This window comes from Rahnella sp. ChDrAdgB13 (assembly GCF_017655185.1).
In the GTDB taxonomy this organism is placed as follows: Bacteria; Pseudomonadota; Gammaproteobacteria; order Enterobacterales; family Enterobacteriaceae; genus Rahnella; species Rahnella contaminans.
Map to the genome: position 1 here is coordinate 22,038 of NZ_JAEMGT010000052.1, position 15,660 is coordinate 37,697.

The 15,660-nt window shown below is 56.8% G+C and carries 12 protein-coding genes and 1 pseudogene; 7 read left to right on the forward strand and 6 right to left on the reverse strand.

From position 1 onward, the window contains the following. Window positions 1-261: 261 nt before the first annotated feature. Window positions 262-2,682: an outer membrane protein assembly factor BamA gene (bamA, locus tag J8X26_RS14880; protein ID WP_165060063.1), complete on the reverse strand. Its 2,421-nt coding sequence runs from the start codon at window positions 2,680-2,682 to the stop codon at window positions 262-264. A gap of 334 nt (window positions 2,683-3,016) precedes the next feature. Here bamA and J8X26_RS14885 point away from each other — a divergent pair, with 334 nt between their 5' ends. The 7 genes and pseudogenes from J8X26_RS14885 to J8X26_RS14915 all read left to right on the forward strand — a co-directional run. Further along, window positions 3,017-3,838, forward strand: coding sequence for an ATP-binding cassette domain-containing protein (locus tag J8X26_RS14885; RefSeq protein ID WP_208951272.1), 822 nt, complete (start codon window positions 3,017-3,019; stop codon window positions 3,836-3,838). After that, entirely contained in the window at window positions 3,835-4,656 is an 822-nt protein-coding gene (locus tag J8X26_RS14890; RefSeq protein WP_208951273.1) for an ABC transporter ATP-binding protein, read from the forward strand. Before J8X26_RS14885 ends, J8X26_RS14890 begins: the two co-directional genes overlap by 4 nt. A 4-nt stretch (window positions 4,657-4,660) precedes the next feature. Next, on the forward strand, window positions 4,661-5,899 hold the full coding sequence (locus J8X26_RS14895; RefSeq protein ID WP_208951274.1) for an MFS transporter: 1,239 nt from the start codon (window positions 4,661-4,663) through the stop codon (window positions 5,897-5,899). A 13-nt stretch (window positions 5,900-5,912) separates the two neighbouring features. After that, window positions 5,913-7,421 carry an ABC transporter substrate-binding protein gene (locus tag J8X26_RS14900; protein WP_208951275.1) on the forward strand — a complete coding sequence of 503 codons (1,509 nt, stop codon included), beginning with the start codon at window positions 5,913-5,915 and terminating at the stop codon, window positions 7,419-7,421. Beyond that, on the forward strand, window positions 7,421-9,205 hold the full coding sequence (locus J8X26_RS14905; RefSeq protein ID WP_152326634.1) for an ABC transporter permease subunit: 1,785 nt from the start codon (window positions 7,421-7,423) through the stop codon (window positions 9,203-9,205). Before J8X26_RS14900 ends, J8X26_RS14905 begins: the two co-directional genes overlap by 1 nt. Before the next feature lie 64 nt (window positions 9,206-9,269). After that, window positions 9,270-10,211, forward strand: coding sequence for a DMT family transporter (locus J8X26_RS14910; RefSeq protein WP_208951276.1), 942 nt, complete (start codon window positions 9,270-9,272; stop codon window positions 10,209-10,211). Between the two features lie 110 nt (window positions 10,212-10,321). After that, a pseudogene (locus tag J8X26_RS14915) lies at window positions 10,322-10,498 on the forward strand (glycoside hydrolase family 10 protein); the annotation flags it as partial. 20 nt (window positions 10,499-10,518) lie between these two features. Here the strand turns inward: J8X26_RS14915 and J8X26_RS14920 are convergent. The 5 genes from J8X26_RS14920 to J8X26_RS14940 all read right to left on the reverse strand — a co-directional run. Continuing rightward, window positions 10,519-11,406 carry a GNAT family N-acetyltransferase gene (locus J8X26_RS14920; protein ID WP_244370599.1) on the reverse strand — a complete coding sequence of 296 codons (888 nt, stop codon included), beginning with the start codon at window positions 11,404-11,406 and terminating at the stop codon, window positions 10,519-10,521. Between the two features lie 164 nt (window positions 11,407-11,570). Next, entirely contained in the window at window positions 11,571-12,101 is a 531-nt protein-coding gene (locus tag J8X26_RS14925; RefSeq protein WP_208951277.1) for a helix-turn-helix transcriptional regulator, read from the reverse strand. An 82-nt stretch (window positions 12,102-12,183) separates the two neighbouring features. Further along, on the reverse strand, window positions 12,184-13,047 hold the full coding sequence (locus J8X26_RS14930) for a hypothetical protein (RefSeq protein ID WP_208951278.1): 864 nt from the start codon (window positions 13,045-13,047) through the stop codon (window positions 12,184-12,186). Between the two features lie 12 nt (window positions 13,048-13,059). Next, window positions 13,060-13,863 carry an OmpA family protein gene (locus J8X26_RS14935; protein WP_208951279.1) on the reverse strand — a complete coding sequence of 268 codons (804 nt, stop codon included), beginning with the start codon at window positions 13,861-13,863 and terminating at the stop codon, window positions 13,060-13,062. 87 nt (window positions 13,864-13,950) lie between these two features. Beyond that, window positions 13,951-15,660 (reverse strand): YadA family autotransporter adhesin (locus J8X26_RS14940; protein ID WP_208951280.1); only part of this gene is annotated, 1,710 nt, incomplete at its 5' end.

A 15,660-nucleotide genomic window follows, 5' to 3' on the forward strand; every position in this document is an offset into this window, starting at 1 on the left:
AAAATGAATACCGCAGGGATGCGGTATTTTTTGATTGAATCGCAGAGTAGAAATAAAAAATCCCGATATTTTAAATAAAAAAAGAGGCCGTACAGGGACGGCCTCAAAGAAGGAAGAACTCCAACAATATTATAATGGCATGATGTTTTACCATAAATGGTTGCTCAATAAACATCATGCACACATTATAATTGAATCAGTATCAGTTTCTATCCTCATTGCGTCTGTATAAAGTAATAACTTTGTAAGTCGCTAATATTATCACCAGGTTTTACCAATATTAAACTGGAACTGTTCTGCGCTGTCACCCTCATATTTAACCAGTGGTTGCGCATACGAGAATACCAGCGGCCCTAAAGGCGATTGCCATTGCAATGAAATACCGCTGGAAACACGAATATGTGTCGGATCGCTGTAATCCGGAATACCTGCGGCTTCCGTCGCTGCCGTATTTTGCCATTTCGTATCCCACACCGTACCGGAATCCACAAAGAACGATGTGCGCACGGAACTGGCGTATTTCTCACTGATAAACGGCGTCGGCACGTACAGTTCTGCGCTGGCGATCGCCATCGCATTTCCGCCCACGGCGTCGCTGGATTTTTCCACCGGACAGGTAGAATACGACGTATCCGTGGTCGCACATTTGTAATACGCCGCTTTCGGGCCGATGGTGTTGGACGAGAACCCGCGCACCGAACTGGAGCCACCCGCGTAGAAGTTATCGTAGAACGGCACGTCGTTACCGCCCAGTCCGGCGGCATAACCGGCTTTCGCGCGGCCCATCAGCACCCAGTCGGATTTGTCGCTCAGCGGAATGTAGTGGTTGGCATCAAACGTAATTTTGTAATAACTGTCGTCCGAGCCCGGTGTTGTGACCTTTGCGCTTAAGCTGGCGCGCGTGCCCGATGACGGGAAGAAGCCACGGTTGAGATCGTTATACGCCCAGCCGACGCTGGCGAAGAAGTCGTTGGTGCGCAGTTCCGCCGTGCTGTTGCCGGAGGTCACCACGCCCGGCTGCACGCCGCTGGCGTTCAGATAGCGCCACACTGCCACCTGCGGTTCCATGTCGCTGAGCGTGCTGTGCACATAATCCAGCCCAAGATTCAGCGTATTGTCTTCACTGACCGGCAGGCCAAGATTAACGCCGGTGCCGTAGCTTTGCAGGTTGTACGCCGCCAGATCGTTATCTTCGGCGTCGTAGTGGTTGTAGAAGACTTTGCCGCCCAGACTGACGCCGTCAACCGTGTAATACGGGTTGGTCGCCGAGATTTCGACATACGTCTGGTAGGAGTTTCGCGTGCCGCTAAAACTGACCGTGTTACCGCTGCCGAGCCAGTTATCCTGCGTCACGCCGAGCTGATAGCTGATGCCGCTGTCCGTGCCGTAACCCACGCCGACGTTGAATGTACCGGTGTTACGCTCTTTGACTTTGTACACCACGTCAACCTGATCGGTGGAGCCCGGCACCGGCTGCGTATCGACATCTACTGTCTCGAAATAGCCGGTCCGGTTCAGGCGGTCTTTGCCTTTTTGCACCAGATCGTTACCCAGCCACGCGCCTTCCATCTGGCGCATTTCGCGTCGCAGCACTTCGTCTTTCGACGTGTCGTTCCCTTCAAAACGGATCCGGCGCACCGAATAACGATTTCCGGTATCCACGTTAATATGCAGTCTGACAGTTTTACCGGCGTCATTAATCTCGCTCTGCGTGGTGACGTGCGGATAAGCGTATCCGTAGCGTCCCAGCATATTTTTAATATCTCCTTCGATTTTGGTGACTTTCGCGCCGTTATATAATTCACCCGCAGGAATAGCGGTCAGCGCTTCAACCTCAGCCGAATGTCCGGCCATCGAACCGGTCAGCGTGACGCCGGAAACTTTATATTGCGCACCTTCGGTAATATTGACCGTAATATAAATGCCTTTCTTATCCGGCGTTAGGCTGACCTGCGTGGAATCCACGTTAAAACGCGCGTAACCCCGGTCGAGATAAAAACTGCGCAGGGTTTCGAGATCGCCGGACAGCTTTTGTTTTTCATATTTCTTATCGCCGATCACGTTCCACCACGGAACTTCATCACGCAGCTGGAAGTGCGCGATCAGGTCGTCATTGGTGAAGGCTTTGTTGCCCACGATATTGATTTGCTGAATTCTTGCCGATACCCCTTCGGTGAAGACCAGCTTCACATCCACGCGGTTACGCGGCAGCGGCGTCACCACCGCTTTCACACTGGCGCTGTATTTGCCGACGCTGTAGTAGAAATCTTCCAGACCGTGTTCAATCGAGGAAATGGTGGTGCGATCCAGTGCATCGCCGACGCGAACCCCGGAAGCCTCGAGGTTTTGTTTCAGCATATCGTCTTTGATGGCTTTGTTGCCGGAGAAAGTAATGCTGGCGATCGTCGGCCTTTCTTTTACCTGAACAATCAGCGTGTTGCCCTCTTCCAGTACTTTCACATCGTCAAAATTTCCGGTCGCAAACAGCGAACGGATCGTCTGGCTGATATCGTCATCCGATACCGTGTCTCCCACCCTCACGGGGATACTCAGCAACGCAGCACCGACGGTCACGCGCTGCAAACCTTCGACGTGAATGTCTTTTACGACAAAACCGTCAGCCGCAAAAGCCGCCGTGCTGCTCAACAGCAGCGACGCTAAGAGTAATTTTTTCATTGTCATGTGATCCGTGCACGCCGTTTTTCAACTCACCGAATTTCCTGAAAACAAAAAAGTTTTGCTTTCAGAAGAAATAACCTCGCTAACAGACTGTGGGAAATATCCGAGGTTCATCGTGGACGTTTTGATTTTCGGAAAACGTGGGATTCTGTTACGTATTACTTACGTTATTTTCGCGAGGCGTACAGGAGAAGTTTTAATATTGATAATAAAAATCCCCTGTCCCTGCGCAGGCAACAGATCTAAAAAAACTCACAAAACCTTTTGCATCAAATTGACACATTTTGTTATGTTATCACATATCAAAAACACCACCGCGATGCACAGGTTGAAGGGAATGACTGCTGACAGGGCAAAAAATGTCGAACCGGTTCTTGAGGTTAAGGGGCTGACGCTGGAAATTGCCGGAGAACAGCGTGTCACGGATTTATGCTTTTCGGTAAGCTCGGGCGAGCGGGTTTGCCTGCTCGGCGCTTCCGGCTCGGGAAAATCGCTGACCGCGAAAACCATCACCGGCACGCCGCCTGCGGGCGCAAAGCTCAGCGGCAGCATTCGCGTAAACGGCATTGAAGTCTGTGGTAAACATCCAGTGACGCGTGGCGCGCAAAGCCGCGTGGCGACGGTATTTCAGGATCCCTCCACCGCGCTCAATCCCCTGATGACGCTCGGCAAACAGCTGAATCTCGCCCTGCCAGCGGCCAGCGCTGATGATCTCGCCAAAATGCTTGAACGGGTCGGGCTGGGTGAAATCCCAAACTTTACCGCACGGTATCCGGCAGAGCTTTCCGGCGGCCAGCGGCAGCGCTTGTGTATCGCGCTGGCAATGCAGTCATCTTCCGCGTTGCTGGTGGCCGATGAACCCACCACCGCGCTCGACGTGCTCACACAGCAACAAGTTTTGCAGGTGATGCGTGATGCCTGTGAAAATGCGCCACAACCGCGCGCGCTGTTGTTTATCACGCATGACATCGCCGTTGCCGCGCAACTTTGCGGACGGGCGCTGGTGATGGAAAACGGAAGTCTGGTGGAATCCGCCCCGATGGCGCAGCTGCTGAATAATCCGCAACACGCCTACACCAGACGACTGGTCGCGGCAGCAAAACACTGCGCGGCGCTGCACCGGAATGCCTCCACGTTAAGCGCGGTGGCCATCGGATGAATCCTTCACTGCAACTCGTCACCGAACCGTTTTTGCATCTTCACAACGTCAGCCGGAAACTGGCCGTTCCGGGCTTTTTCTGGCAGAAAAAACAAGAATCAGCACCGCTGTTTTCACACCTATCCTTACACATTGGCCGCCACGAGCGCGTCGGGCTGGTGGGCGCTTCCGGCTGCGGCAAATCCTCGCTCCTGAGAATTTTGCTGGCGATGGACGCACCGGACAGCGGCGATGTGTTTTGCGACGGAAAACCTGTCCGTCCCGGCTCTGCCCGTTCGCTGCGGGAATTCCGTCAGCGGGTGCAATACATTCCGCAGGATCCGGCCAGTTCACTGCCGCCCAGTCAGAATGTCGGGCAGATTATCGCTGAGCCGCTGAAGCGTCTGGGTTTTCAGGGAGAGATAAAAACCCGCGTGACACAGGTGATGGCGAAGGCCGGCCTGCCGGAAATGCTGATGCATCGCGCGGCGGGTGCGCTGTCCGGCGGTCAGGCACAGCGCGTGGCGATTGCCCGCGCACTGGCGATCCGCCCGGAATTTCTGATTGCCGATGAACCGGTCAGCGGGCTGGATTTACCGCTGCGTGAGCAAATCAAACAGCTTTTACAACAGGTCACGCAGCAAAACGGCATGGGACTGCTGATGGTGACGCACGATATTTCGATGGTGGCCGGGCTGTGCGAACGTCTGCTGACCATGCACGATGGCGAAATTATCGAAGACAGCCCGACGCAGGACGCGCTGCTTGCTCCGCGCCACCCGCATACCCGCCAGCTGCTGGCGGCTGTTCCTCATTTACCTTTGATCGTTAACGGATAACCCGATGTTCACCCGCTCTCAAACCCGCTCGTCTGCGCCCTGGCCTCCGCTGCTGCTGGGCAGCAATCTGGTCTTTAACATCGGTTTTTACGCCGTGGTGCCGTTTCTCGCCCTGTTTCTGCGCGATGACATGCTGCTTTCCGGCAGGGCGATCGGGCTGGTGCTCGGCCTGCGCACCTTCTCGCAGCAGGGGATGTTTTTGCTCGGCGGCGCGTTATCCGACCGCTTCGGTGCCCGGGTGGTTATCCTCTGCGGCTGCGTGGTGCGCATCGCCGGATACCTTTTGCTCGGGCTTTCCGACACGCTGACGCCGGTGATACTCGGTGCCTGCCTGACCGGCATCGGCGGCGCGCTGTTTTCGCCATCGATTGAAGCCCTGCTGGCGCAGGCAGGAACGCACAGCGAGAAAGCCGGTAAACGCAGCCGCGCCGAATGGTTTGCGCTGTCAGCCGTTTGTGCGGAACTCGGCGCAGTGCTCGGGCCGCTGCTCGGTTCACTGCTTTCCGGCTACGGTTTTCAGCCGGTGGCGCTGGCCGGTTCCGGCTTATTTATGGTTGCGCTGGTGGTGCTGTTTTTCACCCTGCCCGCCGCGCCGAAACGCACCGCCGGGCTGAAAATTGTGCCCTGGTGGGAGACCTTCCGTCAGCCGCGTTTTGTGGCATTTATCGTGGCTTACAGCGCGTATCTGTTCAGCTACAACCAGCTGTATCTGGCGCTGCCGGTGGAACTGCGTCGCTCCGGCGGCGGCGAGCAAGATCTCGGGCCGCTGTTTGTGCTGGCATCGGTTCTGGTGATCGTACTGCAAATGCCGCTGGCGCGGTTTTCCCGCCGCATGGGCGCGCAGATCATTTTGCCTGCCGGTTTTCTTCTGCTTTCTTCCGCCTTCGCCGCCGTGGCGATGTTTGCCTGGACGGTGCCGCCGGAAGGCTGGCTGCGCCTGCTGCCATCGGTCTTGCTGATCACGTTGCTGACCATCGGGCAGATGCTGATTGTGCCGGTGGGCATGGATTTAATTCCGCGTTTTGCCGGGCAGCACAATCTTGGCGCGCATTACGGGGCGCTCTCTTCGATGGGCGGCATCGCGGTACTGGCGGGAAATTTCCTGCTCGGCGGATTGCTCGATGACGCACTGGTGCCGTCGCCCGGCGCGGTGATCCCCTGGCTGGCGCTGGCCGCCGTTCCGTTTTTAAGCGCGCTGGCAATGTGGAAAATCTGCCGCCAGCTGCCTCCTCCTGCAATCTGACAAGGAACTTCTGATGTCTGTGTTACGCATTAGCCCGCTGGCCGGGCTGCTTTCTGCTGCACTTTTACTGACCGGTTGCTTTAATGAAGCCGATAAAAACACCGAAAACAGCACCGATCCCCGTCTGCGGCAGGCGATGTTGCAACCGCCGCGTTCCGGCCTGACGCCGCTCAGCGACGATGCGTTTAAGCTCTCGCGCTGGAGCACGGCGGAAACGCTGGTGGTGCTCGATAAGCTCGGCGAAGCCCAACCGGCGCTGGCGACAAAATGGCAGCAAATCGGCGAGAACCGCTGGCGTCTCGAGCTGCGCCATGATGTGAAATTCCACGACGGCACGGCGCTGGATCCGGCTGCGGTCGTAAATTCCCTGACCGTTGCCGCCCGTGCAGCACCGAAGCCGCGCATTCTCGACGGCGTTAAGCTCACTGCCGTGGCTGACGGCGAACACGCGGTGATTGTCACCACGGCGCAGCCCGATCCTTTGCTGCCGCAGCGCCTCTCCAGCCCGCAGCTGGCGATTCTGTCGCAAAAAGCCTACAGCGCCAGCGGCGTGGTTGATCCGCGCCACACCGGTTCCGGCCCGTTTGAACTGGTGCAGGTGGACGGCACCAGCAGTGCCAGGCTCGAGCGATTTGACGGCTACTGGGGCGAAAAAGCCAAAGCCAGCGGCATTGACGTCAGTTTTGTGCCGGACGGCACGGCGCGTGGTGCGGCATTACGCACCGGGACAGCGGATATCGTCGAAGCCATCCCGGTTTCTCAGGCACCTTTGCTCGACCAACGCTTAATCCATGAAGTGCCGATGCCGCGCACCAACACGCTGTATCTCAACACGCGGCTCGGCGTGATGAAGGATCCGGCGTTGCGGGCGGCGGTGCGCGATGCGATCAACCGTCAGCAACTGGTGGATAACGTTTATGAAAAACGCGCGGATGTGGCGCAAGGCCTGCTCGGTCCGGCGTTACCGTGGGCGGCGCAGTTACGCCAGCCGGTCGCTCATCCGGCGGCAGCGCGTAAACCGGCCGGGGAAACCATCACGCTGGCGACCTTCAGCGACCGCGCCGAACTGCCGGAAGTGGCGGTGTATCTGGCGCAACAGCTGACCTCCGCCGGGTTTACCGTCAAGCAAGTGGTGCGCGAGTATTCGCAAATTGAAACCGATGCGCTGGCGGGTAAATTCGATGCCTTTATTTTATCCCGCGCGACGGTGCTGGATTCCGGCGATCCGGTGGCGTATCTCTACAGCGATTTCTCCTGCAAAGGGTCGTTCAATATCGCGCAACTTTGCCGCCCGGAAATTGATGAAGCGCTGCAACACGCCTCCGCCATTCCCGCCGGAGAAGCGCGCCGTCAGGCCATCATGCTGGCTGAAAATCAGATCCTCGCCACCGACGCCGCCATTCCGATGCTGCATGAGCGCGTGATCCAGGGCGAAGCGGCGGACATCCGTGATGCGCTGCGTGACCCGCGGGAACGCACGCTGATCAACGCCGCCACACAGCGCAATTCTCAGGCCGACTGATGAACGAATCGATGTATTGCCGGACCTGCGCGGGCGTCAGCCGGTTGCGTCAGCGCCCGCCGGACACGCTGGTGCCGCTGATTTCACGCCTGCTGACGCTGGCCGCCATTGTGGTGCTGATCGGCCTGCTGCCGTGGCTTTCCGGTACGGATCCGGCGTTGTCATTGCTGCGCGCCCGTTCCGGTGAGCAGGAAGCAACGGCCGAAACGCTGAACGCTATCCGGCTGTCGCTCGGGCTAGATCAGGGGCCGTGGCACGCGCTGGCCCACTGGCTCGGCGGTTTGCTGCATGGCGATGCGGGCGTTTCGTGGGTTTCAGGATTGCCGGTGTTGCCGGGCATGCTGCGGGCGACAGGCGTTTCGCTGACGTTAATGGCGTCGTCGGCGCTGGTGGCGCTGGTGCTTGCGTTGCTGTTGTGTGCCGGCACGTTACTGCGCGGATTACGCGGCCATACGCCGCGCCCGGCGGGCTTTTTCGCCGCCCTGCTGACCGCGCTGCCGGAGTTTTTGCTGGCGTCGCTTTTGCTGATCACCGGCGCAGTCTGGCTGCAATTCTTCCCGCCTTACGGCTGGCTCGGCTGGCAGTACGCGGTTTTGCCCTCGCTGGCGCTGGGGCTGCCTGCGGGCGGTTATCTGGGCAGGCTGTATTCCGATGCGCTGGCCGGAACCTTTGGCGAAAGCTGGCTGACCACCTGGAGCGTGCTGGGCATCTCACGTCGCCACACCGCGCTGGCGGTGATCGCCCGTTCGCTGCCGGGCGTTATGCCGCTAACCGGTCTGGTGCTGGTTTCGCTGACCGGCGGCGCCATCGCGGTGGAAAAGGTTTTTGCCATTCCCGGACTCGGGCGCGCCACGCTGGGCGCGGCGGCTGCCGGAGATTTACCGGCCTTGCAGACGGGCGTGCTGATCCTGCTGTTGCTGGCGTCGTTGACAGGAATGCTGGCAGGCGGCGGACGCCGTTTATTGCTGGGCCGTGCGCTGCAACTCGGCGCGGTGCCGGTTCCGGCGCAGACGGCTCAGCCGGAAAAACAGCGGGCGTGGATCCCGCTGCTGTGTCTGGGAATACTGCTGATGATGGTGCTCGCCGGTTTGCCACGTGACCCGCTGACGTCGGAATACCTGCGCTTACAACCGCCGTCGCTGGCGCTGCCTTTCGGGGCCGATGCGATGGGACGCGACCTGCTCGCCCGTGTCGCGCACGGCACGCTCAACACCTGTTTGCAGGCGCTGGCAGTGTCGCTGATTTGTCTCGCCGCCGGTCTGCTGATGGGTGCATTTCCCCGCGCGATGACCGGACCGATTGAAGTCACCAATGCGCTGCCGCCGGTGATTGCCGGATTAGTTGTCGCCGCCGTCAATGGCCCGACCGCCACCGGCGCGGCGATTGCCGTCACCGCCGTAAGCTGGGCACCGCTCGCGGCGCATACCGCTGCGCTGGTCAGCGAAATTCAGGCACGCCCGTACATGAAAATGCTGCCAGTCGTCGGCGTGGGCGCCATCCGCCGCACGGTGTTTTACGTACTGCCCGCGCTGTGTGGCCCGCTGCTGCGCCACGCGATGTTACGCTTACCGGGGATCGCGCTGGCGCTGGCGTCACTCGGATTCCTCGGGCTGGGCGCACCGCCGCCGGTGCCGGAATGGGGGCGCGTGCTGGCGGAAGGTATGCCGTATATCGAGCGCGCGTGGTGGAGCGTTTTCGCCCCTGCCGCCGCGCTGGCCGTGCTTTCCGTCATGGCCGTCACGCTCAGCGGTTTGCGGTGGAAAAAGCGTGCCACCGCACACTGAGCGTTATCTGAATCATTCGTTTCGCGCTAAGCTGTCGGCCTGAGTTTTTACCGGATGAATGGAAATGGAAGCGCGTAAACCGCTGGACGGAATGGCTACCAGCGTGATGGTAGGATTGTGTGTGATTTGGGGCGTGCAGCAGGTGGCGATCAAAAGCGCGGCGGCGGATATCACGCCGTTGTTGCAGGTCGCGCTGCGTTCGGGGATCGCCGGGCTGGCGGTGCTGATTCTGATGCTGGTTCGCCAGCGGAAAATCCCGTTCAGCCGTGAAACCCTGCGCCCCGGTTTGCTGGTCGGCCTGCTGTTTTCCATCGAATTTATGTTTGTCGCCGAAGGATTACGCTTCACCACAGCGGCGCACATGGCGGTGTTTCTGTATACCGCACCGATTTTTGCCGCGCTGGGGCTGCATTTTCTGGTGCCGGAAGAACGGCTGAGCGCGCTGCAATGGTCGGGCGTCGGTATCACGTTTATCGGCGTGATTGTGGCATTTTTGTTTGGCGGGCATACCGCCACCGCGCCACAGGCCAGCAATATGCTGCTCGGGGATTTCTTCGGCCTGCTGGCCGGCATGTTCTGGGGCATGACCACACTCGTCGTTCGCCGCAGTAGACTATCGTCTGGCAGCGCAACGATGACGTTGTTCTATCAGCTGGCAGGCGCGTTCGTGCTGCTCGGCGGGCTTGCATGGGTGACCGGACAAACGCATTTCCGCCTCAGCCCGGTTTCCGTCAGCAGCATGGTATTTCAGACCGTGGTTGTGACGTTTGGCAGCTATCTGGCGTGGTTCAGCCTGATGCGTCGTTATCAGGCGTCGCGTCTGGGGATCCTCTCGTTTATGACGCCGGTTTTCGGCATTATTGCGGGGGTGGTATTTTTGCATGAACCGCTGAAAATCAACTTTATCGCCGGTGCGTTGCTGATCCTGCTGGGAATACTGACGGTGAGTGCCGAAGGAATGTTGGGCCAATGGATAGCAAAAAAGCGTCTGGGGAAATTGCGTTAATGCCTGATTACAGAGAAAATTAATACTGTTCATTAAGCACGCGGCACGAAGGAACTACTCTGCAACCGGTCCCCGCGGTTACAAAAAAATGGAGTTTACTCGCCCTTTGCCCTTCAAAGAGCGAACCGGACGGGATGATTAACAGGGGTGTGCCTGAGCTGAAAAAACAGCCCGGTATGAATGAATCCAACCCGCAAATTCAGGGCACTATTCTGTTCAGGGAAAATGACCTCAACCAGCCGCAGACGCTCAGCTTTCTGAAAAGCCGCCGGATCCACGCGGGCTGAGGCAACAGGAACGCGACCGGTCAGGCGGTCGCTTTTTCAAAATCTTCTTTTGTCAGACGCATCGACGTAATCGGCATACCGTAAAAATCTGTGGTCGGGCCTGTAATGACGCCGCCCAGATCCGTGATGATTTTTACCGTAGAATCCCGGGCATCGAGCAGGACTTTATCCGTTTTCGCCAGCATTTCCGCGAGGGATACCCGCGCCAGCTGCTTACCGATGCCCATGCCGCGATAACCCGGATTTACCGCAAATCGTCCCCAGTGCCAGTGATTATTTTCATGCCAGCCGGCCACGGTGCCCAGGACATATTCCCCCGAGCGGACTATCCAGCACTGACTTTTCAGGTGCGGAGGCAATGAAATCAGCTCTGCGGGAATATTCTGTTCCTGCGCAAAGGTCTCAGATAACAGTTTCGTCACTTCCGGCTGGTAATTACTGCGCAGTATTTCAATTTGTATTCTTTGCGGATGACGCGCGGCATTACGCCGGAAAGCATTCATTCTCAGCGCCCGTAATCCGTTAATGACCGCCTGCGCATCCTGCAATTTCATCTGATTATCAATAAATGAAAATTCATTATCCGCGGCATCATCTGCTGTCGCTAAACTCTGCGCCCCCGCCACCGTCAGCTGAAAATTTTTCTGCCGTTTGTCTTTGATGCCAGAGACCGGTTCAACGTAATTTTTCCCAACCAGCACGCTCAGCGTCCGGCTCAGCGACGCCTTATCCATGCTCAGTTGCAGGCACAACTCAGCAAAAGACGTCACGCCATTCTTTGACAGATAGGTCAGCAGATGCGCCTGCGTGAGGGATAAACCCGAGCGAAAACAGTTTTTATCCAGCAGCCCGAGCTCCCTGACCAGATAGCGGAGCTCGGTGCGAATGGTATGAATGGCCGACATCATTAACCCTGATAGTTGATAGTTGATAGTTGATAGTTGATAGTTGATAGTTGATAGTATCAATGATAATGAGTGAGCCAGCGTCTTTTTGTCAAACTCAGATCAGGATTTTCTTTCCCATTGATCAAAAGCACTCCGCTCAGTTCCTGCGGCAGAAAGCGCCTTGTTTACTCAGGGAGCAAATCCATGAGACTTCTCACGCCCAGTTTAGAAAGACCATTTTTCCGGTGAGAATAAATGGTCTTTATCGATATTTTCATCACACTTTTAATCGATCTCACCGATATCCCCTTCAGCGTATACAGCAATATCACCCGCTCGCGCTCAGTGATTTTGTCGAACATGCTGTGACGATGTTTTATTTCATCAAGGTTTATCATCGTTAAAATATCGACGGCAGTTGCATTGCTTTTTATCACGGCTGACGGCAGATAGTGATATAAAGCCCGGTTGGTTTTATTTTCAGCTACCAATAATTTCGCCAGGAAATTTTTCAGATACAGTAAAACCATCAGATTAAGGGACAGGCATTCAGAGGCAATAATAAAAACATCCTCACTTCCCGGAACCTTACCCTTTAAAAATGAGAAAATATTGTCCGAGTGAAGGTGTATATATTCATCCCCGATGCGCTGGCGCATAATGCTTTTCAGTCCGGTGAAGAAAAAAACATCATCCGTAATAATATAAATACACATGGTCCCCTCTTAATCATCCCTGGGAAATAGTTATCCGACAGTGCCGGACCGTAAATGAATGCGGTTAACTTTTCATTCAGAATTAGCGGCGCTTTTTCACTTTAACTGCCTGCGCCGGATCACTCATCACGCGCACATCAACAAAATACTCTTTGCCCAGGATCTTGCCGTTGCCCAGCCATTCCACGCCGCGATAGGTTAATACCGGGCCCTGCGGGGTCTGGCTCAGTTCGTGACCCACGCTGTCGGTAACGTCATAACTTTTGGCGTCAATGCTGACCGGCGTAAAAACCTGCTGGCCGGACAGGTAGATATCCCTGACCGACTGTAAATATTGCGGGGCATAACTTGCGACAATACGCACCACGCTATTTTGCTGGTCTGCCCAGCTCAGATTATTCCCTTTGCTGAGGTTACCGGCGATCACCGCATACATTTGCGCGGTAGCCTGCGAAATAGCCATTCTCAGATGCATCTCCTGTGCAAATTTCTCAGGATTCAGTGTGATCCTTTCTTTATTTTTATCTTGCCCGTCTTTCACCACGTCAAATAAGACGCTGTTATTCGCCGGGGTGAAAAGTGAAGTGGCAATAAATGCCGCGCAGGCGGTGCTTTGCATGGCGACATTTTTATTCACTAACAATGAAAGCGCACTGCCTGATGCGGGTATATTTTCCACTTCAACGTTATTTTGCTTCAGGACGTCATTGACCTGTTGCTGGTTTTTGGTGCCGCGCGCCAGATCACACACCAGTTGCATGACCGCATCGTTGCGCTGCCCTTTTACCGTCGGCGTGGCGGCGATTAAAGCATCCGTGATAAGGCTGTAAGCCGGGACACTGATGGATTTAACATTCAGGTCTGCCGGCGCTGAAATTGCCTGACAACTGATCAGACCGATAAGACCGCCCAGGGCGGTCCTGATGAAAGTGGAAGATATACGCATGGCAATGGGCTCTTAGCGGGCGTTAACGACGTCAACCACCATCCGGCGGTTTGGCGCCAGACAATCGATAACCGTCGGGGATTTGCTGCCGTCACACCGGACGCGCGGTTCACTGTCGCCTAAACCGCGGGTGACGATATGGCTTGCAGGAATGCCTCCGGCCACCAGCAACTGTTTGACCGAGTCTGCACGGGCCTGAGACAGGCGCAGGTTGTCTGCCGGTTTACCGATACGGTCGGTATAAGCGGAGACCACCACGTTGCGGTCGCCAAGATCGGCGGCTTTCAGCCCTTGCGCCATCTTCTGCACCTGAGAAACGCCTGCCGGGCTCAGCGAAGCACTGCCAAATGCGAACAGGCTTTCTGCGGTGAATTCCTGATGCGCGACCGAAGCCGGTAACGCAGGTACTGCTTTTTTCGCATTCAGCAGGGACAGACAGTTTTCCGGCAGGAAGTAGAAGCTCTGCGCTTTCATATGGCTGTCGAATAACACTTTGTACTGACAGGTCAGCACGCTGTTATCGGCTTTGGTGAAGTGGAATATGTAGTTCCACTCTTTCACACGGAATGTGCCTTCATAAAAGTGCGGCGTACCGATCAGCTCATACAGCTGTGCTTTGGTATCCCCTTTGCGAACCTGCTTCAGGTTATCGATATTGACGAAACTGCCTTCGGTTCTCACGGCAGATGCCATGTCCGGGAAGACCGGTTTGTCCGTCATACCCTGTGAGTCGACGTTGCTGACCGAATGTGTGCAACCGGCAAGTAGCAACACACCGCCCATTACCGCTGCCAGACCCGCTTGTTTTTTGTTCATTTACATCATCCTGTTACTGCAAAATGGGTGGAATTCCCCCGGCTTCATGCCGGGGGCATAACGCTGTAGATCAATAATGTGCCGGGATTACCACTGGTAACCCACGCCGACGGCGGCACCCGCATCACCCTGACTGTTGGTGGTCCCGGACAGTTTGGCTACCCACTTACCGTTATCGGAGATAGCAGACACGCCCAGCGCAACCGCTGACTGGTTCTGGTAAGTGCCCCCGCCCATGCTGACCATGCTGGCGCCCGGCGCATAAGGTTGTGGCAGACTCGCCATCGCCATCGCACCCGCAATACCGGCACTCAGCTTGTCTTTGTTGCCATCAACCAGATTTTTCAGGTCACCGAATTTGTTATCGGTGTACTGATTGGCATCAGCAACGCCTGATTTCAGCTGGTTAACGTTCACGGCGTCGGTTCCGCTGGTGCCTGCTGCAACGTTCGTCACCTGACGTTCGTTACCCGCAGAGCCCACCGACACGCTGTTCGCCCGGTCAGCCACTGAGTTCGCACCCAGGGCCACAGCGTTAGTCGCGGAAGCGACGGAGTTAGCACCCAGCGCCACGCTGTTATCACCCGATGCCACGGCACCCGCGCCACCGGCGGTTGAATCTTTACCGGTTGGTTTTGGCTTAGGCAGATTGCTGGTGTTGTTGACCTGGAACATACCGTCGGTGCCGTTGGAAATGTTCGTCACCTGAGTTGACACCACTTCCAGCTGTGCATAGTTCACCGCATCGCTGTCCTGAGTACCGGCCGCCACATTCGTGATCGTGGTTGGCCCGCCGCCCAGCGTGATCTTGTTGTAATTGGTGGTCCCGTCTGTATTGACGTCATATTTGACTGAGCGCTGGTCAATATTGGTGATGTCGCTGTTGATGTTGTTCACCGCATCCGCGACGGCATACAGCTGGGAACCGTTCACCGCATCGGTGCTGGTGGCCGTGACCTGACCCGCCGCGACGTTGGTGATCGTACGTTCTGCACCGGCACCGCCGACGCTGACCGTACCCACAGGAGCAGAACCCGCGAAGGCGTAATTCTTGCCCTGAAGGGTGATCCCGCTGGTGCCGACGGCAGCCTGCGTTTTCGCCCCATCGCCCAGCGCCACGCTGCTTGCCGTGGAGGCGTCTGCGCCGTTACCGATAGCGATAGCATTCATCGCGCTGGCGGTGGCACTCTGACCAATTGCCACGGCGTCAGCGCCCGTTGCGGCAAAATCCGCGCCGGAAGAGTTCGCGTGGAAGTATTTGGTCCCGTTGCTGTAAACGTTATTGATGTTGTTGTTGGTTTCCGTCAGCTGAGAGAAGTTGACCGCATCGCTCGGTGCAGAACCGTCTGCCACGTTGGTGATTTTCGTGCCGCCGGTATGCGTTGTGCTGTTGTAGGTATCCCCGCCCATCGTGAAGCTGTTGTAATTCACCGTGCCGTCAACGTGGGTGTCATATTTCACCGCATGGTTATCCAGATCGGTGAAGCTGATATCCAGACTGTCGATAGCCTGATTGGTGGCAAACAGTTGTGAACCGTTCACGCCGTCGGTGCTGTCTGCACTCAGACGACCCGCCGCCACGTTAGTCAGCGTACGTTCAGCGCCTTTGCTGCCGATGCTGACCGTACCCACCGGTGCGGCACCTGCGAAGGCATAATCGTTACCGCGAATAGTGGTGCCTGCCGTGCCGACAGCGGCGAGTGTGGTCGCGCCGTCACCCAGCGCAACGCTGCGTGCCACATCCGCCACCGCACCCATACCGATCGCCACTGCATCAATGCCCGTCGCGGAAGAATC